The organism is Streptomyces monticola, from assembly GCF_042665355.1.
Lineage (GTDB): Bacteria > Actinomycetota > Actinomycetes > Streptomycetales > Streptomycetaceae > Streptomyces > Streptomyces monticola.
The window spans coordinates 15,983-39,572 of the sequence record NZ_JBHTCF010000029.1; the positions used below are offsets into that span (position 1 = coordinate 15,983).

Genomic DNA, 23,590 nt, shown 5'->3' on the forward strand with positions numbered 1-23,590 from the left:
CGCGGTGACTTCGACCGGCCGTCGGAGCGGGCCGAGTGGTGCGCGGCCGGGCAGCAGAAGTAACCGCGGGGTCCGGAAGCAGCGGCCGGAAGTAGGGTTCCTTCCATGCCACCGGTCAAGAAGCGCCCGCGTACGTACGACCACGCCAAGACCCGTGCAGCCGTCCTCGCGCAGTTCGGGAACGTACGCGAGGCCGTGCGGGCCCTTACTCCCGAGCAGCTCGCGGGCCCCACGCACCTCGGTGACTGGACGGTGCGCGAGCTGGTGGTGCATATCGACATGGCCGTGGCCTCGATCGGCCGCGGCCTGGCGGGCCCGGAGCCCGCGCGGCAGGAAGTGCCGCTCCTGGACTGGCCGTTCGCGACGGAGAAGTTCGCCAGGGCGGTGGCCGAAGGCGTGCCCGAGCTTGCGAGCGAGGCCCCGGACGACTTGGGCGAGCTCTTCGACCGGACCACGGCCCGGGTCGAGGAGCTGCTCGCGGCCACACCGGCCGAGCGCCTCATGCAGGCCCGTATGGGCGCGATGACCCTGCTCGACTATCTCGTCACCCGGACCGTCGAACTCGTCGTGCACACCGATGACTTGAACCGTGCCGCCGGGATCGACGTGCCCTTCGACCGGCAGGCCCTCGCCGCCTGTGTCCGGCTGCTCGCCGACGCCCTGGCCGTGAAGGCGCCGGGCGGGGCGACGGAGGTGCGGATTCCGCCGTACGCCGTGGTGCAGTGCGTGGAGGGGCCGCGGCACACCCGTGGCACCCCGCCGAACGTCGTGGAGACGGACCCGCTGACCTGGGTCAGGCTCGCCACGGGACGTACGGACTGGCGCACGGCGCTCGACGGGGCGAAGGTCTCCGCCAGCGGGGAGCGGGCGGATCTCTCGGACCTGCTGCCGGTCATGAGCTAGGGACGGCCCGGCGGACGGCCTCTCCCGTGAGCCCACCGGGACTCCCGTGAGCCCGCCGGGACTCCCGGAGCCTGCCGGGAAGTCGCCGAGAGGAACGGAACCGATCACCCCACCTCCTCCGTCACATCGGCATGCACACGCAGCGAAAGACCCTCAGCACCGTCGGCGCCGTCAGTGCGGCAGCGGCCTTGGGGCTGCTCACGGCCTGTGGCGGCGACAAGACCGGAGCCGGTGACGCACCGGCCGAGCCCAGCGTGCCCGTGACCGGGACGCACTGGACCGTGGACGACGTCACGGCGAACGGCAAGAAGATCGACGCACCGGGCACCAAGGCTCATGTCGCCTTCGACAAGAAGGGCAGGGCCACGGGCAACTTCGGCTGCAACGGCTTCGGCGGCACCGCCTCGGTCAAGGGCGACACCATCACCGTAGGCAAGATCATCTCTACGAAGATGTCCTGCGGCGAGAAGATCGACAACCTGGAGAAGACTCTGAACGACGCCCTCCAGGGCAAGCTCAAGGCCAAGGTCAGCGGCGGCAAGCTGACCCTGACCACCGCCAAGGGGGACGCCATCACTCTCAGCTCCGAGCAGCCCGCCGAGCTCACCGGCACCAGGTGGGAGCTGACCGGCCTGCTCAACAAGGACGTGGTCGACTCCCTGCCCAAGTCGGCCGCCGGGCAGGCCCATCTGATCTTCGGCAAGGACGGCACCGTCCGCGGCAACCTCGGCTGCAATCAGCTCAACGCCAAGGCCGAGATCCTCGACAACGGAAAGATCAAGCTCGGCCCCGCAGGCCTCACCCGCAAGATGTGCCCGGGCGATGCCATGAAGGCCGAGCGTGAGCTGGTCAAACTCTTCGACTCGACGGTGGACTACGAGATCCTGCACGACAAGCTGAAGCTCACCGCCGCCGACGGCAAGGGCGTCAACGCGAGTGCCGTCCAGCAGGGGAAGCCGGAGCAGGGCGCCGACGACGGCTCCTGAGCAGGAACGCGGCACCGAGGGCGAGCAGCGCGGCGCCGCCCGCAGCCACCGGCAGGGTGGTCGAGTCCCCGCCGGTCTCGGCGAGTTCGGTGCCTTCGGCGCCCTTGGCGCCCTCGGCCCGGGTCCCGTCCGCGGGCTCCTCGCCCTCGGTCTGTGGCACGACGCCCTGCTCGTCGGCACCGGCAGCGGACCCGGCGTCGGCACCGGACCCGGAGCCCCAGCCGGTCGCGGGCGTCGCGGCGGGCGCCGGCTCACCGTTCAGGCTCACCGCCACCGTGGCCGCGCCTGAGCCCGACTTCACCACCTTGACCTGGACCTTGTCCGCCTTGTCGGTCAGCGTCCGGCCGGCCGCGAGGGCGTCGGCGTCCGGGGCGCCCCCGTCGGACGAGTGGTCGGCGTCAGGCGTGGTGTCGACCAGGGCCGAGGCGGCGTAGTCCCCCTTCTGGACGCGGTACGCGTGCACGCCCTCGATGCCCTTGTCGAGGGTGCCGGACGCTCCGCGCAACTCCACGACCAGACGGTCATCGCCCACGGGGATGTCCAGGGCACGCACCCCGCTGCCCGCCCCGTACAGCGGCCGCAGTGTGTATGTACCGGACTTGGCGACCTTCACGGCCCCCTTGCCGGAGAGCCACTTGCTGTGGATCAGCTCCGGCGAGGTGAGCCCGGCCTCCCAGCCGCCGCCGCCCATCGGCGTCTTGTGGCTGGTCTCGTCGCTGTCCTTGCAGGACGCCAGGTCGGTGCCGTCGCAGCGCAGCCGCATGTGGTGGTCGTAGCCGAAGTTGTGCCCGAACTCGTGCACCAGGGCCGTCATCGAGATCTCCTCGCCGTCGATGGGCATCCAGGTGGTGCCGCCGCCGACGGAGCCGAGCGCCAGATAGTCGCAGTCGGTCTTCTGGTTGGGGAAGACGACCGAGACATGCTCGTAGTCGTCCTCGGTGATGCCCTTCTCCTCAAGCGCCTTGTACGTCAGATCGGAGATCTTGTCGCTGTCGCAGCCGGCACCCGTCATGGGCAGATCGATCGGCCCGAGCACCCCGTCGTCCCCGGCGGGCTTGAACGTCGTGGCCTTACGGGTCACTTCGTTGTAGTACGAGGTCAGGGACCCGCTCTCGCCGAAGTACGCCTTCTTCAACAGCTTTTCGGTGGCGGTCGCGTCCGGGAAGGAGCTGTCGGTGAAGTTCACCATGACGACCTGGACCCGTCGCTCCGCCGGCGATTCCTCCGCCGCGAACGCCGCCGACTGGGCGGAGGCGGCCAGGGCGACGGAGCCGCAGGCGGCCGATATCAGCAGGGCCCGTGGGGACAGACGCATGGTGGGGGTTCCTTCCGGAGAAGACGATCAACTCGGGCGTGCCTGCGGCACGTTATCGATCAGGCATCCGGAAGAAACCCCTTCGCACGACCGCTTAGGCCCGCCTTAAGGCCGGCCTAAGGAACCCGCGCGGCACACAGCAGAGGACCGTCACGCCGCCGGACAGAGCAGCTCACACCGCCGGACAGAGCAGCTCAGAGCAGCTCACACCGCCGGACAGCGCAGCTCAGAGCAGCTCACGCCGCCGGATAGGGCAGCAACTCCTTGTCCGTACGCTCCCAGGCGTCCCGCAGCTCACCGAGCAGCCCCGGCTCGGCCGCCGCCCTGTCGGCCTGTTCGCGCAGATCGGACGAGAGCTGGAAGAGCTGGTCCTTGCCCGACTTGCCCCGGTAGTACTTCCAGTCGCCGCGCCTGAGCGCCCGCTCCCCGCGCACCCGCCAGAACAGCTCACGCTCGGCGACCTCCTCGCCGCGCAGCAAGTACCCGGTGAGGGAGGTGCCGTCCAGCGGATAGGCCGGGTGCGGCCGTGCCCCGCCCAGTTCGAGCAGCGTGGCCGTCCAGTCGGGGGTGAACACGGGCAGATCGCTGACCTGCCCGCCGTCGATCCGCGCGGGCCAGCGAAGCAGCGCGGGCACCCGGATGCCGCCCTCCTGGAGCGAGGACTTCTCGCCGCTCAGCGGCCAGTTGTACGAGAACCGCTCGCCGCCGTTGTCACTGGCGAAGAAGACGAGGGTGTCCCGCTCCTGCCCCGACTCCCGCAGCGCGCCCAGGACTTGGCCGATGGAACGGTCCAGGTCCTCGACCATCTCCTTGTACTTGGCGAGCGAACCGCCGTCGGCGTGCCACAGGGCCCGTGCGTCCCCGGCCTTGATCCGCCGTACGACCTCCGCGCTCTCCTCCTCGTCACCGTCGGCGATCCACGGCCAGTGCGGGGTGGTGAAGTTGAGGTTGAGCAGCCATGGCTTCCCGTGCTCGCGCCGGACGTACTCACCGGCCTTCTCGGTCAGGACCCGTGTGTAGTACCGCAGGTCCTTGTACGCGGCGTCCCCTTCCCCCGCGCTGCCCCGGTACAGGTCGTACTCGCCGCCCGAGCCCAGCTTCGAGTAGTACTCCAGGGCGCCGCCGAAGTTCCCGAAGAACTCGTCCCAACCGGACTTGGTGGGCGAGTAGTCCGGCAGGAACCCGCAGTGCCACTTGCCGATCAGGGCGGTCGCGTACCCGGCGTCCCGCAGCAGCGAGGCAAGGGTCGGATGCGTTGGTTCAAGGCCTGCCGTCCTGTCCGCGATCGGCTCCGCGAGCCCGCCTTCCGTACGCCCGGGAAAGCGCCCGGTGTACAGGCTGAACCGGGTCGGCGAGCAGGTCGCGGACCCGGAGTACGCATCCGTGAACCGCACACCCTGGCGCCCGAGCCGGTCCAGGTGGGGGGTGTTGATGTGGGTCGAGCCGTACGAGGACAGATCGGCCCAGCCGAGGTCGTCGCCGAGGATGAACAGGATGTTGGGCCGCTTGGCGCTGCGCCCGGCCGCCGCCCGGAAGGGCCGCTCACCGGGCGCCTCGGCCCGGGCTTCACCGGCACCGGCGCCCAGCGCGGCGGTGGCCGCACCGGCCCCGACCACCCCACCGAAGGCACGCCGGGACAGCTTCTGTTCGTACGAGGTCACAGGCACTCCTGAGTACGGCCGCCGCCCGGGAAGGCAGGCAGCCGGAAGGGAAAGCAGAGGGAGAAGGGAAGCGGAACTCAGAAGGCGCGGCGACAGATCGCGCTCGCGACACGGACCAGGTCGACGTGGCGGCGCTCCACAAGCGTGACCGTCGGGTCACCGAAGGGCTGTGGCTGCATGGTCAGGGAGCCTGACGGCCCGGTGACGCGGGTGTCAATGAGTCCCCGGCCGGCTTCATGGCCCCGCAACACTCCGTACGTCACGTCACGTCACGCACCGTCCCGGTCTCCGGTACCCCATATGCACCCTCCGGAATCGCGGAGTCACACAGAGTGCCCTTGGCTGACTGTGCGTACTCGTGCGCACTCGAACCCCCAGAGCCCCACCAAGGAGCACCTCCCTCATGCAGTCCAAGCGCATAGCCTCGGCCGTCGTCACCGCCGCCCTCACCGCCACCGCCGCCGCCGTTCCCGCGACGGCCTGGGCGGCCCCCGAGCCGCCGCCCGCCAAGGCGGTCCCGGTCGACGGTGGTCTCGCCAAGATCGAGATCGACGCCAAGCTGCTCGACGCCCTCAAGGTCAAGGGTGTCGTCCTCACCCAGCTCACCGCCGGGTGCCAGATCCCGAAGGACGAGGCGGGCAAGCCCTATCTGCCGCCCGTCACCTCGCTCAGCCTCGGTGTGAAGGCCGGCGACATCGCCTCAGTGGAGGCCAAGGTCGGCGGCAAGGTCGCCTTCGCGGACACCTGCCTGGGCCTGGTCAACTCCAAGGACCACAAGGCCGTGGTCGTGAAGAACCTGTCGGCCGACCTGAACACCGGCGCGATCGTCGCCACGCTGCAGAGCAAGTCCGGCGCCTCCGAAGTGAAACTCGGCACATTCGAGCGCCCCAAGCTGGACGACAAGACCGTCGACGTCGCCTCGAACACGGTGGAGCTCGACAGCGCGGTCACCATCGACGCCGACCTCGCCGCGAAGATCAACGCGGACCTCGGCGTGGAGCTCCTCGTGGGCGGCGCCCGGCTCCTCACCCTGGACTCCGACCTCTCCCTGGACAACGCCGCCAACCTGGCCGTCGACCTGAATCTGGACCTCGGCGCCCAGGTGGACACCAACCTCGACCTGGGCGCGGTCCTGGGCGGTCTGCTCGGCGGCGGCAAGTAGCCGGACCGGGCAGGGACGGGCGACGGCACGCGCCGCGCGGCCGTATCGCAGCCGTGTCCCACCGCAACGCATGACCGCACGTGACGGCCGCTCTGCGCACACCGGCGTGGAGACGGCCGTCACGCGGTCGTATCCCCAATTCGGACCAGTGGTCGATCTCGCCTACACTCGGTGCCGTGCCTCGTGGTGATGGACGACTCAACCACGACCTGCTCCCCGGCGAGAAGGGCCCCCAGGACGCTTGCGGCGTCTTCGGTGTCTGGGCTCCGGGTGAAGAGGTCGCCAAGCTCACCTATTTCGGACTGTATGCCCTGCAGCACCGTGGACAGGAGTCCGCGGGCATCGCAGTGAGCAACGGGTCCCAGATCCTGGTCTTCAAGGACATGGGTCTGGTCTCGCAAGTCTTCGACGAAACCTCTCTGGGCTCCCTGCAGGGCCATATCGCGGTCGGTCATGCCCGCTACTCCACCACCGGAGCCTCGGTGTGGGAGAACGCGCAGCCGACGTTCCGTGCCACCGCGCACGGCTCGATCGCGCTCGGCCACAACGGCAACCTGGTGAACACCGCCCAGCTCGCCGAGATGGTCGCGGATCTGCCCAAGGAGAACGGCCGCGCGACCCAGGTCGCCGCCACCAACGACACCGACCTGGTCACCGCGCTGCTCGCGGGCCAGACGGACGCCGACGGCAAGCCGCTGACCATAGAGGAAGCCGCCGCCAAGGTCCTGCCGGACGTGCAGGGAGCGTTCTCCCTGGTCTTCATGGACGAGCAGACGCTGTACGCGGCCCGTGACCCCCAGGGCATCCGCCCCCTGGTCCTCGGCCGCCTGGAGCGCGGCTGGGTGATCGCATCCGAGTCCGCCGCCCTGGACATCTGCGGTGCCGCCTATGTCCGCGAGGTCGAGCCGGGCGAGCTGATCGCCGTCGACGAGAACGGACTGCGAAGCTCCCGATTCGCCGAAGCAAAGCCCAAGGGCTGTGTCTTCGAGTATGTCTACCTGGCCCGCCCGGACACCGATATCGCCGGCCGGAACGTCTATCTCTCCCGCGTGGAGATGGGCCGAAAGCTCGCCAAGGAAGCCCCGGCGGACGCCGATCTGGTGATAGCGACCCCGGAATCCGGCACCCCCGCCGCGATCGGGTACGCGGAGGCCAGCGGCATCCCCTATGGCTCGGGCCTGGTGAAGAACGCCTACGTCGGACGTACGTTCATCCAGCCCTCGCAGACCATCCGCCAGCTCGGCATCCGCCTCAAGCTGAACCCGCTCAAGGAAGTCATCAAGGGCAAGCGCCTGGTCGTGGTGGACGACTCGATCGTCCGCGGCAACACCCAGCGCGCCCTGGTGCGCATGCTCCGCGAAGCGGGCGCCGCCGAGGTCCATGTCCGGATCTCCTCGCCCCCCGTGAAGTGGCCGTGCTTCTTCGGTATCGACTTCGCCACCCGCGCCGAGCTGATCGCCAACGGCATGACGGTGGAGGAGATCGGCGTCTCGATGGGCGCCGACTCCCTCTCGTACATCTCCATCGACGGCATGATCGAGGCGACCACCATCGCCAAGCCGAACCTCTGCCGGGCCTGCTTCGACGGCGAGTACCCGATGGACCTGCCGGACCCCGAGCTGCTCGGCAAGCAGCTCCTGGAGACCGAGCTCGCCGCCGGCGCCGCCACCACGGCCGCGGCCGACGCGATCCGTCGCCCGTAAGTCCGTAACACCCGCAGTAACGACACGAAAGTTCTCTCCGTCATGTCAGAGACCAGTGGTGCCAGCTACGCAGCCGCGGGCGTGGACATCGAAGCGGGCGACCGCGCCGTCGAGCTGATGAAGGAGTGGGTGAAGAAGACCCAGCGCCCCGAGGTCGCAGGTCTCGGCGGTCTCGGCGGCTTCGCCGGCCTCTTCGACGCCTCCGCGCTCAAGCGCTACGAGCGCCCCCTGCTCGCCTCGGCCACCGACGGCGTGGGCACGAAGGTCGACCTCGCCCGGCAGCTCGGCGTGTACGACACCATCGGCCACGACCTGGTCGCGATGGTCATGGACGACATCGTGGTCTGCGGCGCCGAACCGCTGTTCATGACCGACTACATCTGCGTCGGCAAGGTCCACCCCGAGCGCGTCGCCGCCATCGTGAAGGGCATCGCCGAGGGCTGTGTCCTGGCCGGCTGCTCCCTCGTCGGCGGCGAGACGGCCGAGCACCCGGGCCTCCTCGGCGCGGACGACTTCGATGTCGCGGGCGCGGGCACCGGCGTCGTGGAAGCCGATCAACTCCTGGGCGCGGACCGCATCCGCAAGGGTGACGCGGTGATCGCGATGGCGGCCTCCGGTCTTCACTCCAACGGGTATTCGCTCGTCCGGCATGTGCTCTTCGACCGCGCGAAGATGTCCCTCGACCAGCAGGTGGAGGAGTTCGGCCGCACCCTCGGCGAGGAGCTGCTCGAGCCCACCAAGATCTACTCCCTGGACTGCCTCGCGTTGATCCGCACCGCCGAGGTGCACGCCTTCAGCCACATCACCGGCGGCGGCCTGGCGAACAACCTGGCCCGCGTCGTCCCCGACGGCCTGCACGCCACGGTCGACCGCTCCACCTGGACGCCGGGCCCGGTCTTCGACCTGGTCGGCAAGGCGGGCCAAGTCGAGCGCCTGGAGCTGGAGAAGACCCTGAACATGGGCGTCGGCATGATGGCGGTGGTCCCCGAACAGTCCGTGGACGTCGCCCTCACGACGCTGGCGGACCGGGGAGTGGAGGCCTGGGTGGCCGGCGAGATCACCGACCGCGGCACACACGAGTCGGGCGCGACCCTCACGGGCGACTACGCCTGAGGAATCAGCCCTCCGGGGGCACTTCTGGTGGTGCCCCCGAGAACCCCGGCGACCCCGGCGGATCCAGGCCCGCACCCGATTGCACCGAGCCCCGCAGGGCGCAGGGAGACAGCACAAAACCCGGTCCGGCGCGACTAGGTCGCTGTGCCCGGACCGGGCAGGGTGCGCAAGCTATGCGGACAACGTCAAGCGCCGCGGCGCTGTGACGAAGGACCTGACTCGTCGGAGTCCTCGTCCTCGTCCTCGTTGTAGAGATCCGCGTACTGGGCGTACGGGTCGTCTTCCTCGTCGTCTTCGAACGGCTCGCCATTCGGCGGCTGCTGCGAAGTCGAAGCGCCCAGCTCATTGGCCAGACGCGACAGGTCAGTCCCGCCGCTGCTGTACTTCAGCTGGCGGGCGACCTTCGTCTGCTTGGCCTTTGCCCGGCCGCGCCCCATGGCTCGACCCCCTTGGATATGGGGCTCGACGGCCCCAGAGTCTTGACACGCGTTCATGATTCGGAACGGGCTCTCCGCAGAGAGACCGTGCCGTAGGGCTTCAACGGTACCTGCTTCAGCGGCCATACGGTACGCCGCCCACAGGACGCGCCTAGCTCCAAGACCCTTGAGGAGCCTTGTCCTCGCTGGTCAACAGCGATTTTAACCTCTTCTTGGCGGGCGACCCGCCGACGGGCGTGAGGCTTGTCTCTTCCTGGCCCCTCACGCCCCCGGCGGGTTCACCCAAGGTGTCCGATCAGTGGCTGAGGCGAGCCTCCGCCATCCGCTGCTCGGCGATGCGGTCGGCCGCCGCGGCCGGCGGAATCCCATCCGACTTCGCACGTGCGAATATGGCAAGCGTGGTGTCGTAGATCTTTGACGCCTTCTGCTTGCAGCGGTCGAAGTCGAAGCCGTGCAGTTCGTCGGCGACCTGGATCACACCGCCGGCGTTCACCACGTAGTCGGGGGCGTAGAGGATTCCGCGGTCGGCGAGGTCCTTCTCCACGCCCGGGTGCTGCAGCTGGTTGTTGGCCGCGCCGCAGACCACCTTGGCCGTCAGGACCGGGACGGTGTCGTCGTTCAGGGCGCCGCCGAGCGCGCACGGGGCGTAGATGTCGAGGCCTTCGACGCGGATCAGGGACTCGGTGTCGGCCACGGCGGTGACCCGGCCGCCCGGGTGCCGCTCCAGGATCCGGCGCACCGACTCCTCGCGGACATCCGTGATCACGACCTCGGCGCCGTCCTCGAGGAGGTGCTCGACCAGGTGATGGCCGACCTTGCCGACCCCGGCGACACCGACCTTGCGGCCGCGCAGCGTCGGGTCGCCCCACAGGTGCTGGGCGGAGGCGCGCATGCCCTGGAAGACGCCGAAGGCGGTGAGTACGGAGGAGTCGCCCGCGCCGCCGTTCTCGGGGGAGCGCCCCGTCGTCCAGCGGCACTCACGGGCCACGACGTCCATATCGGCGACGTAGGTGCCGACGTCGCAGGCGGTGACGTAGCGCCCGCCGAGCGAGGCCACGAACCGGCCGTAGGCGAGCAGGAGTTCCTCGCTCTTGATCTTCTCCGGGTCGCCGATGATCACGGCCTTGCCGCCGCCGTGGTCGAGCCCGGCCAGGGCGTTCTTGTACGACATGCCCCGCGCGAGGTTCAGGGCGTCGGCGACGGCCTCTTCCTCACTCGCGTACGGGTAGAAACGGGTGCCGCCGAGGGCGGGGCCCAGGGCGGTGGAGTGGATCGCGATGACGGCCTTGAGGCCACTGGCCCGGTCCTGGCAGAGCACGACTTGCTCATGGCCACCCTGCTCCGAGCGGAACAGCGTGTGCAGTACGTCGGCAGGGGCGCCGGTCACTTCGGTCACGGTGGTGACTCCCATGTGTATAGCGGCGGGTAATGCAGCTCTCGTGCGGGTGGGGAGAGCTGTGAGCAAGAGGGTACGACCTGTCACGCCTCTCCACGGGCGCAGTGCTGCGGATCACTCTCTCGTGAAGTGCGGCCATGGGACGATTCGGGGGGTTTTCCCGTTGGCCGGCAGGGGAGGGAGCAGGCGTGCCCAAGGTGCCTTCACTGTGTGTTCCGTACGCGTCCTACCTCCGGGTGTACGAGCCGCTCGCCGCTTTCCCGGAGTCCGAGCGCGGCCACTGGGCGCGCTATGCGGAGCGCCCGGAACACCCCTCGTATCAAGTCGAACTCCGGCGCTCCTTGGGCGACTTGCTGCCCATGCCGCCGGTCCCGGTGCCGGTGCACGAGAGCGCCGACGCCTTTGTGGCGCATGTCGACGGGGTGCTGTGTGTCTGTCCCTGGCGGACCCGGCTCCGCGGCTGGCAGGCCCTCGGCGATCTGGCCGAGGAGCTGCCGCTCCCGGTGCTCGACGCGGTGCTGCCGCCGGTCGTACGACGGCAGGCGAGCGCGGACTACGAGGAGTGGCGCGAGCGCAATCCCGACGCCCGCCCTTGGATCAGGACCTCGACCTGGCACGTACCGCTCAGCTGGTTCGTGCTCGTGTCCGACGAGGAGCGGCAGTACGACAAGGGGGCGGGGGACGCGGCGTCGGAGGCGGCGGCGCCGATGCTGCGCTACCGGACGCCGATGGTGCAGGCCCGGCGCCGGGTGGCGCGCGGCCTGAAGGCACTGCGGGACGCCATGGACGAGGGGCCGCTGATCGAGGGCCTGGTAGATGTGGGGCGTTGGCTGGAGGAGTTCCACCCCCGCTCACTCGTCGAACTCGACTACGGCGGTCTGGTGCATGCCCTTCCCGCCGATCACCTCGACGCGGACCACTCGGCGGCGGATGTCGCCGAGGGCATCGAGGCGCTCAAGAACGGTGATGGCGCCGGGGCGGGCGAGGCGTATGCGCGACTTATGGAACGGTGGCGCGCGGTCCGCGAGCGGCAGTTCGCAAGCTAGAAAAACCGGGACATCTCGACCCTTTAGTGACCATTGCCTAAGATGGCGGGGGTCTATCGTCAGGGGGCCGTGAGGACGTAGGTCCTGATCCGGGCTTTTGTGTCAAGCGTGACGGACCGCACTAACAGCGCTCTTGCCCTCTTCCCCCACCCTCGTGCCAAAATAGGACAAGGAGTCCGGGGAGGACTCCATCCGCCCAAGTTTGGGCGGAGTGCTCGGCATTGCACTCTATGGGGGGCCTGATGACTCCTGATCACCCTGTGACTGATCGTCACAGTGGCGTGACTGTCCGCTATGGCATGGTCCATCGGCTTCCGCCGTTGATGGACACCTGAGAGGGCAATTCCATCGGTTTGGCCGACGCGGCTGGACAGATGGTGTAGTTGTAGTGCCGAGGACAAGCCGTTCGTCCTATAACCGACTCGACTCGCGTCCGCCATTTCGGGCAACGCGGGTCAAGGTGCAGAATTTAGAGGAATGAACCGAGAAGGTTCGGTTCACCCGAGGAGGCCGCTCATGACCGCTCGCACCCCTGATGCCGAGCCGCTGCTGACCCCGGCTGAGGTCGCCACGATGTTCCGCGTCGACCCCAAGACGGTCACGCGCTGGGCGAAGGCCGGCAAGCTCACGTCCATCCGCACGCTGGGTGGGCACCGTCGTTACCGCGAGGCAGAGGTCCGCGCACTGCTTGCGGGTATCCCGCAGCAGCGCAGCGAGGCCTGAACGACTGCTTAGCACTGCATTACCGGGCATTTCCGGGTCCCCCAACCCGGCAGTCGCCCGACACAGCTCCATATGACGGGAACCTGCCCCAACAGGCTCCACACCCGAGCACCATGGGTACGTCGTCGATCGCGCTGGACTCCGCCGGGTCCAGCGCGATCTTTTTTGTGCCCGGCCGGACGCCGCCGGCTGTCGCTCAGCTGCTGCTCAGCCGCTGCTCATCCGTCCCTCGACTGCCGCTCACTCGCCGCTCAGCGGGTCGGCGGCGGTTGCCTGTTGGTCCTTGAGGGGGTCTGTGGGGCTCCGTCGGAAGTGCCTCGGGAGAGCCTCAACTGGCAGTGCAATTGCACATATTAAATTGACCCTATGTAGGGCGGGTGTAAGTACCGGGGTTTTTCAAACTCGTTCGGTGACACCCGTCACACGTCGTGACGCTTGTTGCTGGTGGCGGTCCTGCGTTAATGGAGATCACGAACTGTGCGGGGCCGGGCTCAACTCGCCCCACAGTCAGCCTCCCACCGCCGACGGCGCCTGTGGCGCGCCTTTGGTCATGGACTGGCGGGACTTTCGTCCTCCGTCGGCTCCTGGTCACCTTCAGCGGCGTCGGCCGGGGCGAAATCGGCCGGTGCGAGGTCGGCCGGGGTGAGCGGGGCGGGCTCCATCGCGAGGCGAAGTAGCCGGTGGCATATGGGGCAGTGGCGGGTCAGATGGCGATACTCGGAGGCCGCAGCCAGATGTGCGCGCAGCAGTGCGCGTGTCTCGTGCCGTCGTGCGGATGCCGGCATGCGCCACCTCCTCGGCCCCATTACCCCTTGATGTGTGAGTACCGGTGGTACGTGACGGAGTCAAGACGCGTCGAAGCCCGCATCCTCACGGATACGGGCTTCGATTGCTGCGGTCCTGACGGGATTTGAACCCGCGGCCTCCACCTTGACAGGGTGGCGAGCACTCCAAACTGCTCCACAGGACCTGGAGTCGCAGCACCTGATTCCTGCGCTGTGCTGCGAGAAGAGACTCTACAGCAGCAGATGGGCACCGGTCGAACTCGCTCTGTGTGACGGTCTCGTCACGGCATGAGGCTAGGGCGCGGCCGCGTCGATCGCCTTCACGATGCGCTTGTCCGAGACCGGATACGCCGTGCCGAGCGCGTGCGCGAAGTAGCTCACGCGCAGCTCCTCCAGCATCCAGCGGATGTCCTTCACTTCCTGCGGCACCGGGCGGCCCTGCGGCAGCTGCTCGAGCAGCCATGCGTACTCGTCCTGCATCTCGTGGACCTTCTGCATCCGTGTGGTGTCCCGCTGGACGTTCGTCGGCATCTGCTGCAGACGGCGGTCGGCGGCCACCAGATAGCGCATCAGGTCGGGCAGCCGGCGCAGGCCCGTCGCCGTCACGAAGCCGGGCTTCACGAGGGCGTCGAGCTGGGCGCGTACATCCGCGAGGTTGGCCAGGAGCGCGGGGCTCTTCGCCGACTTCAGGCGGCGCTCGCAGGCCTGCCAGGCGGCCAGCGCCTGCTGCACCTGGCCGACCGTGTGCACGGTCGCGTCCACGATGTCGGCGCGCACCTTCTCGTAGAGCTTGCGGTACGACTCCTCGTCCCAGGCGGGGCCGCCGAAGTCCGCGATCAGCTTGTCCGCGGCGGCCGTGGCGCAGTCGTCCACCAGGGCCTGCATGGAGCCGTGCGGGTTCGCGGAGAGGGTGAGCTTCTGCTGGTTGGTGAGCTTGCCCGTGGCGAACTTGGCGGGGTTCACCGGGATGTTGAGGAGGATGAGCTTGCGGGTGCCCTTCCACATGGCCTGCTGCTGCTCGGCCTCGGTGTCGTAGAGGCGTACGGACACGCTGTCGCCGGCGTCCGTGAGCGCGGGGTAGGCCTTGACGGGGTGGCCCGCGCGCCGGGTCTCGAAGACGCGGCTGAGGGTGCCGATGGTCCAGTCGGTGAGGCCGGTGCGCTCGATGGCCTCGCCGCCGGATCGTTCCGCCGTGGCCGCGGCGGCCTGCGAGATCGCCTTGCGGGCCTTGGGCTTGAGCCGGAGCTTGAGGGCTTCGAGGTCCTTGTCCTCGGCGAGCTTCTTGCGGCGCTCGTCGACGATCCGGAACGTGATCTTCAAGTGCTCGGGCACCCGGGCCAGATCGAAGTCGTCCGGGTGCACCGGCACGCCCACCATCCGGTGCAGCTCGCGCGCCAGGGTGACGTGCAGCGGCTCCTGGAGGGGCGCCGTGCGCTCCAGGAACGCCTTGGCGTAGTTCGGGGCCGGGACGTAGTGCCGGCGGATCGGCTTCGGCAGGGAGCGGATCAGCTCCGTGACCACCTGTTCGCGCAGGCCCGGGATCTGCCAGTCGAAGCCCTCGTCGGTGACCTGGTTGAGGACCTGCAGCGGGATATGGACCGTCACGCCGTCGGCGTCCGCGCCCGGCTCGAACTGGTAGGTCACCCGGAACTTGAGGGCGCCCTGGTGCCACGCGTCCGGGTAGTCCGCCTTGGTGACCGCCTCGGCCGACTCGCGGATCAGCATCGAGCGCTCGAAGTCGAGGAGTTCGGGCTCCTCCTTGCGCTTGTGCTTCCACCAGGAGTCGAAGTGGGCGCCGGACACGACGTGTTCGGGGATGCGCTGGTCGTAGAAGTCGAAGAGCGTCTCGTCGTCGACCATGATGTCGCGGCGGCGCGCCCGGTGCTCCAGCTCCTCGACCTCGGTGAGGAGCCGGCGGTTGTCGGCGTAGAACTTGTGGTGCGTACGCCAGTCGCCCTCGACCAGGGCGTTGCGGATGAACAGCTCGCGGGAGACCTCGGGGTCGATGCGGCCGTAGTTCACCTTGCGCTGGGCGACGATCGGGACGCCGTACAGCGTGACCTTCTCGTACGCCATCACCGCCGCCTGGTCCTTCTCCCAGTGCGGCTCGGAGTAGGTGCGCTTGAGCAGATGCTCCGCCAGCGGCTCGACCCACTCCGGCTCGATCTTCGCGTTGACCCGGGCCCACAGGCGTGAGGTCTCGACCAGCTCGGCAGACATGATGAAGCGCGGCGGCTTCTTGAAGAGGGCCGAGCCGGGGAAGACCGCGAACTTGGCGTTGCGCGCGCCCAGATACTCGTTACGGCCGCCGCCGTCCCGCTTGGCGCCCGGGCCGCTGTCCTTGGACTCCTTCACGTCCTTCATGCCGATGTGGGAGAGCAGGCCCGCCAGGAGCGAGATATGGACCTGCTGGTCGGCGGCGTCGTCCTCGTTCAGATGGATGCCCATCTGCTTGGCCACGGTGCGCAGTTGGGTGTAGATGTCCTGCCACTCGCGGATCCGCAGGAAGTTCAGATACTCCTGCTTGCACATCCGCCGGAAGGAGCTGGAGCCCCGCTCCTTCTGCTGCTCGCGGACATAACGCCAGAGGTTGAGGAACGCGAGGAAGTCGGAGGTCTCGTCCTTGAAGCGGGCGTGCTGCTGGTCCGCCTGCGCCTGTTTCTCCGCCGGGCGCTCGCGCGGGTCCTGGATGGACAGGGCGGCCGCGATCACCATGACCTCGCGGACACAGCCGTTCTTGTCGGCCTCCAGGACCATCCGGGCCAGACGCGGGTCCACCGGCAGCTGCGCCAGCTTGCGGCCCATCGTCGTGAGCCGCTTGCGGACGTCCTTCTGCTTGGGGTCCAACGCGCCCAGCTCCTGGAGGAGTTGGACGCCGTCACGGATGTTGCGGTGGTCCGGCGGGTCGATGAAGGGGAACTTCTCGATGTCGCCGAGGCCCGCCGCGGTCATCTGCAGGATCACGGAGGCCAGATTCGTACGCAGGATCTCGGCGTCCGTGAACTCCGGCCGGGAGAGGAAGTCGTCCTCCGAATAGAGCCGGATGCAGATGCCGTCCGACGTACGCCCGCAGCGGCCCTTGCGCTGGTTGGCGCTGGCCTGCGAGACGGCCTCGATGGGCAGGCGCTGCACCTTGGTGCGGTGGCTGTAGCGGGAGATGCGCGCGGTGCCCGGGTCGATCACGTACTTGATGCCGGGGACGGTCAGGGAGGTCTCCGCGACGTTCGTCGCCAGAACGATCCTGCGGCCGGTGTGCTGCTGGAAGACCCGGTGCTGCTCGGCGTGCGAAAGCCGGGCGTACAGCGGGAGCACTTCGGTGAACTTGTACTTCTTCTTCTCCAGCGCGTCCGCGGTGTCCCGGATCTCGCGCTCGCCGGAGAGGAAGACCAGGATGTCGCCCTTGCCCTCGCCCATCAGCTCCTCGACGGCGTCCGTGATCGCGGTGATCTGGTCGCGGTCCGCATCGTCCGCGTCCTCTTCGAGGAGCGGGCGGTAGCGGACCTCCACCGGGTAGGTGCGGCCGGAGACCTCCACGATGGGGGCGTCGCCGAAGTGTCTGCTGAAACGCTCCGGGTCGATGGTCGCCGAGGTGATGACGACCTTCAGATCCGGGCGCCTGGGCAGCAGCTGGGCCAGATAACCGAGCAGGAAGTCGATGTTCAGGGACCGCTCGTGGGCCTCGTCGATGATGATCGTGTCGTACGCGCGCAGCTCGCGGTCCGTCTGGATCTCGGCGAGCAGGATGCCGTCCGTCATCAGCTTCAGATACGTGCTGTTGCTGACCTGGTCGGTGAAGCGGACCTTCCAGCCGACCGCCTCGCCGAGCGGAGTGTCCAGCTCGTCCGCCACGCGCTCGGCGACCGTACGGGCGGCGATCCGGCGCGGCTGCGTATGGCCGATCATGCCGCGCACTCCGCGGCCGAGCTCCATACAGATCTTCGGGATCTGGGTGGTCTTGCCCGATCCGGTCTCACCGGCGACGATCACGACCTGGTGGTCCCGGATCGCCTCCAGGATCTCGTCCTTCTTCTGGCTGACCGGCAGCTGCTCGGGGTAACTGATCGCGGGCAGCGCGGAGCGCCGCTCCTGCACCCGGGCAGCGCACTTCCCCGCCTCGGCCGCGATCTCGTCGAGCACGGACTGACGGGCCTCGGGCTTACGGATCCGGCGGCTGCCTTCGAGACGGCGGCCCAGACGGTGCGCGTCGCGGAGCGAGACCTCGTCGAGGAGACTCACGAGTTCGGCGTAGGAAGTAGACATACGGATCCCAGGATCTCACCCGCGCTCAGGCGCTGGCGAACGCATTTCTGTCCCGTCTGTCCCGGTGGTGCACTATGGAGCCATGTCCCTTGCGCCCGCACCCCGTCGCCGCTCGTCGGTGGCGCTTCTCCTGGGCGCGCTTCTCGCGGTGCTGACGCTGGGGCTCGTATGCGGGCCCGCGAGTGCGGCTGCCGCGGGGGCTTCCGGTGCTCTTGGCACTTCCGGCGCCTTCAGTGCTGGCGCTTCGGGTGCGGGTGCGGGTGCGGGTGCGCAGACGGTGCGCGTCGCCGCGCCCGCCATGTCCGCCGTGGGTGACGGCGTCGGCTGCGGACAGCAGAAGAAGGACGAGAGCGGCGGCCAGCCCGCCGCACCGTCCCGCGGCGCGTTCGCGCACGAACAGCTGGTCTCCACGCTGTCGTACGCGCACGGCGGCCATGCCGACTGGACGGCGGACGGCGCCTTCCTCGGCGTCACCCCCGACCGCGGACCGCCGCCCCGCGATCCGCCCACGCATGTCGAACTCTCCGTCCTGCGCGTGTAGAAGGCCCTGTCTCCGGCCCTCAACTCGACGCCCAGGACAGGAGAACCACCCCGCATGGACCTGCGGCTCGCACTGCGCGCCCCCGCCCATTGGCCGGCGGCGCGCCGGTCCGTGGCGCTCGGCGCCGCCGTGCTCTGTGCCCTGCTGCTCGGACTGCCGACGGCACTGATCCCCAACCCGCTCTTCGGCCGTGAGATCCCGCCCGAGTGGTGGAGTTATCCGGTGCTCGTGGCCTCGGCGCTGCTCGCCGGGCTGCTGCTCGCGACGTATGTACGCACCGGCGAGGACCGGCGCACCGGCGAGGATCGGCGCACGGGTGAGGATCGGCGCACGGGTGAGGACCGGCGCACCGGTGAGGACCGGCGCCCGCCCGGTGAGCGGGCCTCACGGCTCGGTTCCGCCGGCGCCGTCCTGTCGTTCCTCGCCATCGGCTGCCCGGTCTGCAACAAGCTCGTGCTGCTCGCCCTCGGCACCTCGGGCGCGCTGAGTGTGTGGGCGCCCCTGCAGCCCGCGCTCGCCGTCGTCTCGCTCGCGCTGCTCGCCGTGGCCACGGTGCGCCGGCTCGCGGGCGAGGTCGCCTGCCCGGCGGCCCCGGCCGACTCCCGTTGATCTTCCCCCGCACTTCTTGAACTGCCTTCAGGAGACCTGAACCACCATGTCCAAGACCCCTACCGGCCCTTCGAAGAGCCGCGGCATCGCCATCGGCGCGGCCGTCCTCGTCGCCGCGCTGCTGCTCGGCGTCTTCTCCTTCACCGCGACCAGGCCGGACTCCAAGGAGACGGACGCGAGTGACACCCCCGCCGCCGATGTCTCTGCCGATCCCCGGAACGGCGTCTATCCGGAGCTGGAGAAGCTGGCCCGCCGCGACGCCAAGGACCCGCTCGCCCAGGGCAAGGCGGACGCCCCCGTCGTCCTCGTCGAGTACGCCGACTTCAAGTGCGGCTTCTGCGGCAAGTTCGCCCGTGACACCGAGCCCGACCTGGTGAAGAAGTACGTCGACGCCGGCACCCTGCGGATCGAGTGGCGCAACTTCCCGATCTTCGGCGAGGAGTCGGAGGCCGCGGCGCGCGGTGCCTGGGCCGCCGGGCAGCAGGGCCGCTTCTGGCAGTTCCACGAGGCGGCGTACGCCGACGGGTCCAAGGAGAAGGGCTTCAAGCCGGACCGTCTCGCCGACCTCGCGAAGCAGGCGGGCGTCGGCGACCTCGACCGCTTCAAGAAGGACCTCGACAGCGCCGCCGCGAAGGCAGCCGTGGGCAAGGACACCGAGGAGGCGTACAAGCTCGGCGCCACCTCCACACCGTCCTTCCTGGTCAACGGCCGCCCGATCGCGGGCGCACAGCCCGAGGAGACCTTCACGCAGGCGATCGAGGAGGCGGCGGCCGCAGCGAAGAAGCAGGGCGCCGAGAAGAAGACGGGCGGCGAGGAGCAGCAGGGCGGCGGCAAATGACGGGCTCGGGAGCGGGCGACATCGGCTATCTCGTCGCGTTCCTCGGCGGGCTGCTCGCCCTGCTCAGCCCGTGCAGCGCCCTGCTTCTGCCGGCCTTCTTCGCGTACTCGATCGACAGCTCGTCCCGGCTCCTGGCCCGCACCGGAATCTTCTATCTGGGCCTGGCCACCACCCTGGTGCCGCTCGGTGCCGCGGGTTCGTTCGCGGGCCGGTTCTTCTACGGCAACCGGGATCTCCTCGTCCTCGTCGGCGGCTGGCTGATCATCGCGCTCGGAGTCCTGCAGATCCTCGGCATGGGCTTCGCCTCGCGCCGGATGGCGGAGCTGTCGGGCCGCATCCGCCCGACGAACGGCCTGTCGGTCTACGCCCTCGGCGCGGTGTACGGCCTGGCGGGCTTCTGCGCCGGGCCGATCCTGGGCAGCGTCCTGACCGTCGCCGCGCTCGGCGGCAATCCCGGCTACGGCGGTGCGCTGCTCGCGGTCTACGCCCTCGGCATGGCGGTCCCGCTCTTCCTCCTGGCCCTCCTCTGGGAGCGCTTCGACCTGGGCCGCCGCCGCTGGCTGCGCGGGCGCGCGTTCCGTGTCGGCCGCTTCGAACTGCACACCACATCCCTCCTGTCGGGCCTGTTCTTCATCGCGCTCGGCACGCTGTTCCTGGTCTTCGACGGCACGACCGCGCTGCCGGGACTGCTCGACGTCGACGAGTCCTTCGCCGTCGAGCAGTGGGCCCGGGGTGTGGGCGACAAGGTGCCGGACGGAGTCCTGGTCGCGGCCCTGCTGCTGGCCGTGGCCGCCTTCTTCGGCGTACGCGCATGGCGGCGCCGCAGCCCGCGGGCCCGGACGGAACCCGAGCCCGAGGCCTGAGCCTCCCGCCCGCCCGCTCGTCTCCGGACGGGCGGGCGGGTTGGCGTAAGTGGCACGAAAACGGCCCCACCGAAGATCTTCGGTGGGGCCGTTTGCCCTGCTAGGGCTGTTGTGGCTGGGGCCGGGGTCGAACCGGCGACCTTCCGCTTTTCAGGCGGACGCTCGTACCAACTGAGCTACCCAGCCACGCGATTCGCGGGGAACCGCAGCGGTCCTGACGGGATTTGAACCCGCGGCCTCCACCTTGACAGGGTGGCGAGCACTCCAAACTGCTCCACAGGACCAAGCTGTTGCGCGACTAAGTGTCGCACAGGGTGGTGCGTGCCCCCAACGGGATTCGAACCCGTGCTACCGCCTTGAAAGGGCGGCGTCCTAGGCCGCTAGACGATGAGGGCTATCGACCCGCCGTGGGCGCTTCTCAGCGCGTCGGGGACGTGAGAAGCATATGGGATGCGGGGAGCTATCGCCAAAACGGTTTACGGGGACCCCTGTGGTGACCTGCTTGACGGGTCGGGGGACAGGGGTGGGGTCGGGGTGGCGCCGGGTTCGTTCTCCTCGGGGATATGGCGGCTGACCTCGGCCGTGGTCAGGCCGAGACCGCCGAGTTTGATCTCGTCCCAGGCCTGCAGGCGCTTGGTCGTGCGGTCCAGATAGAGCACGGATGCCGTGACCGGGTCCGGCTTGTCGTCCTCGATGGCGCGCAGGCCGCTGCCGCCGGTGGAGCCCTCGATACGCAGCCGGGTGCCGCCGTCGAGCTGCTCCATCTCGGGGTGGTGGACATGGCCGGCGAGGGCGAGCGGCACCAGGCCGTCGGTCTCCTTGGCCGCGACCGGGTTGTGTGCCACGGCGATGTCGGCCGGAGTGCCCTTGGCCTTCTGGGCGAGCAGGGCCGCGGCGAGTCTGCTGCCCGCCGCGCGCTCGGCCGGATCGCCTTCGGCGGCCACCGAGCGGTCGGGGGTGAACTGCGGGTCGCCGGTGCCGGCGATCCGCAGTCCGGCCACGTTCACGGTGCGGCCGTCGTCCAGGACATGCACGTTCTTGAGGCGCTCCAGATAGCCCTGGGTCGCCTGGGAGTCGTGGTTGCCGCGCACCCAGACATAGGGGGCGCCGAGGTCCTCGATGGGGTCGAGGAAGCCGTTCTCGGCGGCGGTTCCGTGGTCCATGGTGTCGCCGGAGTCCACGATGACGTCGATCTCGTACTGCTCCACGAGCGAGGCGATGATGTGCCAGCTCGCCGGGTTGAGGTGGATGTCGGAGACGTGCAGGACGCGGGCCGTGGACGGGTCGGGGGCGTAGGTGGGGAGGGTGGAGGTGGCGTCGTAGAGCTTGGTCACATTGGTCACCAGGCGCGCCAACTCCTTTTGGTAGACGTCGAATTCGCTGACGATATTGCGGGCGCTGCCGACCACGGAGGGTGCGGAGGAGAGCAGTCCGGAGAACTTGGGCTCCAGGACCGACTTGGGGTTCCAGGTGAGGAAGGCGGTCGCTCCGGAGGCGGCGAGCAGGGTGAGGGCCAGGCCGCCGGCGGCGAGGGCGCGGCGCGGCTTGCGGTAGACCGCGAGGCCGAGGGCGGTGGCGCCGGAGACGACCGCGACGCAGGAGCGCAGGGCCAGATCGAGAGTGCCGTCCTGGACGTCGTGGGTGACCTCGTCCTGCAGCCCGGACAGCCGCTCGGGGTGGTCGACGAGGGCGCGGGAGCGCTCCGGGTCGAGGCTGTCCACGTCGACGTCCAGCCGGATGGGGGCTATGTGGGAGTCGAGTTCCAGGGCGCCGAGCGGGGAGACGTTGATCTTCGTGCCGCCGGTGGCCGAGGGGCGCAGCGTCATCTGGGTGTCCATCGGGCCGACCGGAGCGCGCACACTGCCGACGATCAGCAGGCCGAGCCAGGCGCCGAGCAGCACGACGGCGACCATGCCGAGGGCGCGGGCGTACGGGTGCGGCTGGTGGACGAGTTCGCTGACCGGATGGGGGTGGCGCGCGCGGTAGTGGCGTACGAGTGCGCCGGGCGTGCGTCGTACGCGGCGTATGGCGGCAACGAGATCGCGGGCGGCCATTGGGGCCGTATGCCCATGTGCGCGGGTGGCTATGCGGGGGCGTACCCGACAATGGGGCTGTGCTGGAGATGACGCGCGAGGAGTTCGAGGAACTGGTCGCCGAGGCCCTGGACCGGATCCCGCCGGAGTTGACGCGGCTGATGGACAACGTCGCGGTGTTCGTCGAGGACGAACCCCCGGCGGACGATCCCGAGCTGCTCGGCCTGTACGAGGGGACACCGCTGACCGATCGCGGCGAGTGGTACGCGGGTGTGCTGCCCGACCGGATCACGGTCTACCGCGGGCCGACGCTGCGGATGTGCGAGTCGCGCGAGGATGTCGTCGCCGAGACGGAGATCACCGTCGTGCATGAGATCGCGCACCACTTCGGCATCGATGACGAGCGGCTGCACGCGCTGGGGTACGGCTGAGCCGGCGCGGGTGAGCCGGCGCGGCTGGGCCCGGTCCGGCGCGGGTGCGTTTGCCGGTGTGCGCCGCGTGTCCTCTTGCGGGCGGCGGGAGTTGGGCAAGGGGACCCCGTCGCCGCGCCCCGGAGGTACCCGCCCGTGCGCCCTTTGTACGTATCCGTCCGTCTGGCCGTGGTGGTCGCCGCCCTCGGTGCGGGCGCGGGCTGTGTGAGTGTGGGTGACGGCGCGGAGAAACCCTCCCCGCCCCGGTCCGCGGGAGAGCGGGGTGCCGAGGCCGATCCGGACGGCGGCGCCGCGGTGGGCGGCGGTGGCCGTGGCGGTACGGGGCGCGGTGGCGACGGCGCCGGTGGCGACCGTGAGGACGGGCGGGCGGACGCGGGGCCCGGGGCTTCCTCGCCGGCGAGTGCGTCGGCCTCGGGTCCTGCGTCGGCCGCCGGGCCCACGCGCAGCACGTCGGGCCGGCCTTCTCCGACGAGGGCCACCCCGTCGCGTACGACTGCGCCGTCCAGGCCCTCGCCGACGGCGACCGCCACCCCGCCCGTCACGAGCGCGACGCCGGAGCCCGAGCCGCCCTCCTCCGACGAGCCGTCCTCGTCCGCCGCGCACCGGACGCAGTCGACGTTCGACGGACAGGACGTGGCGGGTGCCGACTACGGCGGCCGTGAGCCGTCACCGCAGGCCGGGCCGTCGTAGCCGGACGAGTCCGCTGCGGGTCCTCGCGGAGGGGCGTGAGAGGCGGTGAGGGGGACGTTTCCGCTGATGGCGGGGCTGGTTTGCCTTTTGGGGTG

At 69.6% G+C, this 23,590-nt stretch carries 21 protein-coding genes and 4 tRNA genes; 13 read left to right on the top strand and 12 right to left on the bottom strand.

What is annotated here, in order from left to right; all coding sequences use genetic code 11:
* The first annotated feature begins 105 nt into the window (after nucleotides 1-105).
* A complete protein-coding gene (locus ACFQVC_RS38780) occupies nucleotides 106-903 on the top strand; it encodes a maleylpyruvate isomerase family mycothiol-dependent enzyme (protein ID WP_381840110.1) in 798 nt (265 codons plus the stop codon).
* 131 nt (nucleotides 904-1,034) lie between these two features.
* Nucleotides 1,035-1,889, top strand: coding sequence for an META domain-containing protein (locus ACFQVC_RS38785; RefSeq protein WP_381840113.1), 855 nt, complete (start codon nucleotides 1,035-1,037; stop codon nucleotides 1,887-1,889).
* Here the strand turns inward: ACFQVC_RS38785 and ACFQVC_RS38790 are convergent.
* The 3 genes from ACFQVC_RS38790 to ACFQVC_RS38800 form a co-directional block, all read right to left on the bottom strand.
* Nucleotides 1,831-3,204 (bottom strand): LAETG motif-containing sortase-dependent surface protein, encoded by a 1,374-nt coding sequence (locus ACFQVC_RS38790; protein WP_381840116.1) that lies wholly within the window; start codon nucleotides 3,202-3,204, stop codon nucleotides 1,831-1,833. The genes ACFQVC_RS38785 and ACFQVC_RS38790 overlap by 59 nt on opposite strands.
* A 236-nt stretch (nucleotides 3,205-3,440) precedes the next feature.
* On the bottom strand, nucleotides 3,441-4,871 hold the full coding sequence (locus ACFQVC_RS38795; protein WP_381840119.1) for a sulfatase family protein: 1,431 nt from the start codon (nucleotides 4,869-4,871) through the stop codon (nucleotides 3,441-3,443).
* Nucleotides 4,872-4,942: 71 nt separating this feature from the next.
* A complete protein-coding gene (locus tag ACFQVC_RS38800; RefSeq protein ID WP_381840122.1) occupies nucleotides 4,943-5,044 on the bottom strand; it encodes a putative leader peptide in 102 nt (33 codons plus the stop codon).
* A 224-nt stretch (nucleotides 5,045-5,268) separates the two neighbouring features.
* Here ACFQVC_RS38800 and ACFQVC_RS38805 point away from each other — a divergent pair, with 224 nt between their 5' ends.
* From ACFQVC_RS38805 to purM, 3 genes are all read left to right on the top strand, one after another.
* A complete protein-coding gene (locus ACFQVC_RS38805; protein ID WP_381840125.1) occupies nucleotides 5,269-6,027 on the top strand; it encodes a hypothetical protein in 759 nt (252 codons plus the stop codon).
* Between the two features lie 176 nt (nucleotides 6,028-6,203).
* Entirely contained in the window at nucleotides 6,204-7,730 is a 1,527-nt protein-coding gene (purF, locus tag ACFQVC_RS38810) for an amidophosphoribosyltransferase (protein WP_381840128.1), read from the top strand.
* 42 nt (nucleotides 7,731-7,772) lie between these two features.
* Complete coding sequence (gene purM, locus ACFQVC_RS38815; RefSeq protein ID WP_381840131.1) at nucleotides 7,773-8,843, top strand: phosphoribosylformylglycinamidine cyclo-ligase; 1,071 nt, start codon at nucleotides 7,773-7,775, stop codon at nucleotides 8,841-8,843.
* Between the two features lie 185 nt (nucleotides 8,844-9,028).
* Here purM and ACFQVC_RS38820 read toward each other — a convergent pair whose 3' ends face one another.
* Together ACFQVC_RS38820 and ACFQVC_RS38825 are read right to left on the bottom strand one after the other, a co-directional pair.
* Complete coding sequence (locus ACFQVC_RS38820; RefSeq protein WP_381840134.1) at nucleotides 9,029-9,280, bottom strand: DUF3073 domain-containing protein; 252 nt, start codon at nucleotides 9,278-9,280, stop codon at nucleotides 9,029-9,031.
* A gap of 295 nt (nucleotides 9,281-9,575) precedes the next feature.
* Entirely contained in the window at nucleotides 9,576-10,676 is a 1,101-nt protein-coding gene (locus ACFQVC_RS38825) for a Leu/Phe/Val dehydrogenase (RefSeq protein WP_381840137.1), read from the bottom strand.
* Nucleotides 10,677-10,864: 188 nt separating this feature from the next.
* On the opposite strand from ACFQVC_RS38825, the gene ACFQVC_RS38830 reads away from it, so the two are divergent.
* Together ACFQVC_RS38830 and bldC are read left to right on the top strand one after the other, a co-directional pair.
* Entirely contained in the window at nucleotides 10,865-11,722 is an 858-nt protein-coding gene (locus ACFQVC_RS38830; protein ID WP_381840140.1) for a DUF8083 family protein, read from the top strand.
* Between the two features lie 516 nt (nucleotides 11,723-12,238).
* Nucleotides 12,239-12,445: a developmental transcriptional regulator BldC gene (gene bldC, locus ACFQVC_RS38835; protein WP_003949541.1), complete on the top strand. Its 207-nt coding sequence runs from the start codon at nucleotides 12,239-12,241 to the stop codon at nucleotides 12,443-12,445.
* 548 nt (nucleotides 12,446-12,993) lie between these two features.
* On the opposite strand, the gene ACFQVC_RS38840 is transcribed toward bldC, so the two are convergent.
* The 3 genes from ACFQVC_RS38840 to hrpA form a co-directional block, all read right to left on the bottom strand.
* Nucleotides 12,994-13,251 (bottom strand): DUF6274 family protein, encoded by a 258-nt coding sequence (locus tag ACFQVC_RS38840; RefSeq protein WP_381840142.1) that lies wholly within the window; start codon nucleotides 13,249-13,251, stop codon nucleotides 12,994-12,996.
* An 89-nt stretch (nucleotides 13,252-13,340) separates the two neighbouring features.
* Nucleotides 13,341-13,415: transfer RNA gene (locus ACFQVC_RS38845), tRNA-Asp, on the bottom strand.
* Nucleotides 13,416-13,524: 109 nt separating this feature from the next.
* A complete protein-coding gene (gene hrpA, locus ACFQVC_RS38850; protein WP_381840145.1) occupies nucleotides 13,525-17,490 on the bottom strand; it encodes an ATP-dependent RNA helicase HrpA in 3,966 nt (1,321 codons plus the stop codon).
* 82 nt (nucleotides 17,491-17,572) lie between these two features.
* Between hrpA and ACFQVC_RS38855 the strand changes: the two genes are divergently transcribed.
* The 4 genes from ACFQVC_RS38855 to ACFQVC_RS38870 are packed head-to-tail and all read left to right on the top strand — an operon-like array spanning nucleotide 17,573 to nucleotide 20,341.
* Nucleotides 17,573-18,031: a hypothetical protein gene (locus ACFQVC_RS38855; protein WP_381840148.1), complete on the top strand. Its 459-nt coding sequence runs from the start codon at nucleotides 17,573-17,575 to the stop codon at nucleotides 18,029-18,031.
* A gap of 54 nt (nucleotides 18,032-18,085) precedes the next feature.
* Nucleotides 18,086-18,640, top strand: a complete 555-nt coding sequence (locus ACFQVC_RS38860; RefSeq protein ID WP_381840151.1) for a hypothetical protein — start codon at nucleotides 18,086-18,088, stop codon at nucleotides 18,638-18,640.
* A 46-nt stretch (nucleotides 18,641-18,686) separates the two neighbouring features.
* A complete protein-coding gene (locus ACFQVC_RS38865; RefSeq protein WP_381840154.1) occupies nucleotides 18,687-19,478 on the top strand; it encodes a DsbA family protein in 792 nt (263 codons plus the stop codon).
* Nucleotides 19,475-20,341, top strand: coding sequence for a cytochrome c biogenesis CcdA family protein (locus ACFQVC_RS38870; protein WP_381840157.1), 867 nt, complete (start codon nucleotides 19,475-19,477; stop codon nucleotides 20,339-20,341). The genes ACFQVC_RS38865 and ACFQVC_RS38870 overlap by 4 nt, the downstream gene beginning before the upstream one ends.
* A gap of 112 nt (nucleotides 20,342-20,453) precedes the next feature.
* Here the strand turns inward: ACFQVC_RS38870 and ACFQVC_RS38875 are convergent.
* The 4 genes from ACFQVC_RS38875 to ACFQVC_RS38890 form a co-directional block, all read right to left on the bottom strand.
* Nucleotides 20,454-20,527, bottom strand: a tRNA-Phe gene (locus tag ACFQVC_RS38875).
* A gap of 23 nt (nucleotides 20,528-20,550) precedes the next feature.
* A tRNA-Asp gene (locus ACFQVC_RS38880) sits at nucleotides 20,551-20,625 on the bottom strand.
* A gap of 38 nt (nucleotides 20,626-20,663) precedes the next feature.
* Nucleotides 20,664-20,736: transfer RNA gene (locus ACFQVC_RS38885), tRNA-Glu, on the bottom strand.
* A gap of 81 nt (nucleotides 20,737-20,817) precedes the next feature.
* Nucleotides 20,818-22,395: a metallophosphoesterase family protein gene (locus tag ACFQVC_RS38890; RefSeq protein ID WP_381840160.1), complete on the bottom strand. Its 1,578-nt coding sequence runs from the start codon at nucleotides 22,393-22,395 to the stop codon at nucleotides 20,818-20,820.
* Between the two features lie 59 nt (nucleotides 22,396-22,454).
* Between ACFQVC_RS38890 and ACFQVC_RS38895 the strand changes: the two genes are divergently transcribed.
* Together ACFQVC_RS38895 and ACFQVC_RS38900 are read left to right on the top strand one after the other, a co-directional pair.
* Nucleotides 22,455-22,805, top strand: coding sequence for a metallopeptidase family protein (locus tag ACFQVC_RS38895; protein ID WP_381840163.1), 351 nt, complete (start codon nucleotides 22,455-22,457; stop codon nucleotides 22,803-22,805).
* A gap of 135 nt (nucleotides 22,806-22,940) precedes the next feature.
* A complete protein-coding gene (locus tag ACFQVC_RS38900) occupies nucleotides 22,941-23,495 on the top strand; it encodes a hypothetical protein (protein ID WP_381840166.1) in 555 nt (184 codons plus the stop codon).
* The last annotated feature ends 95 nt before the right edge of the window (nucleotides 23,496-23,590 follow it).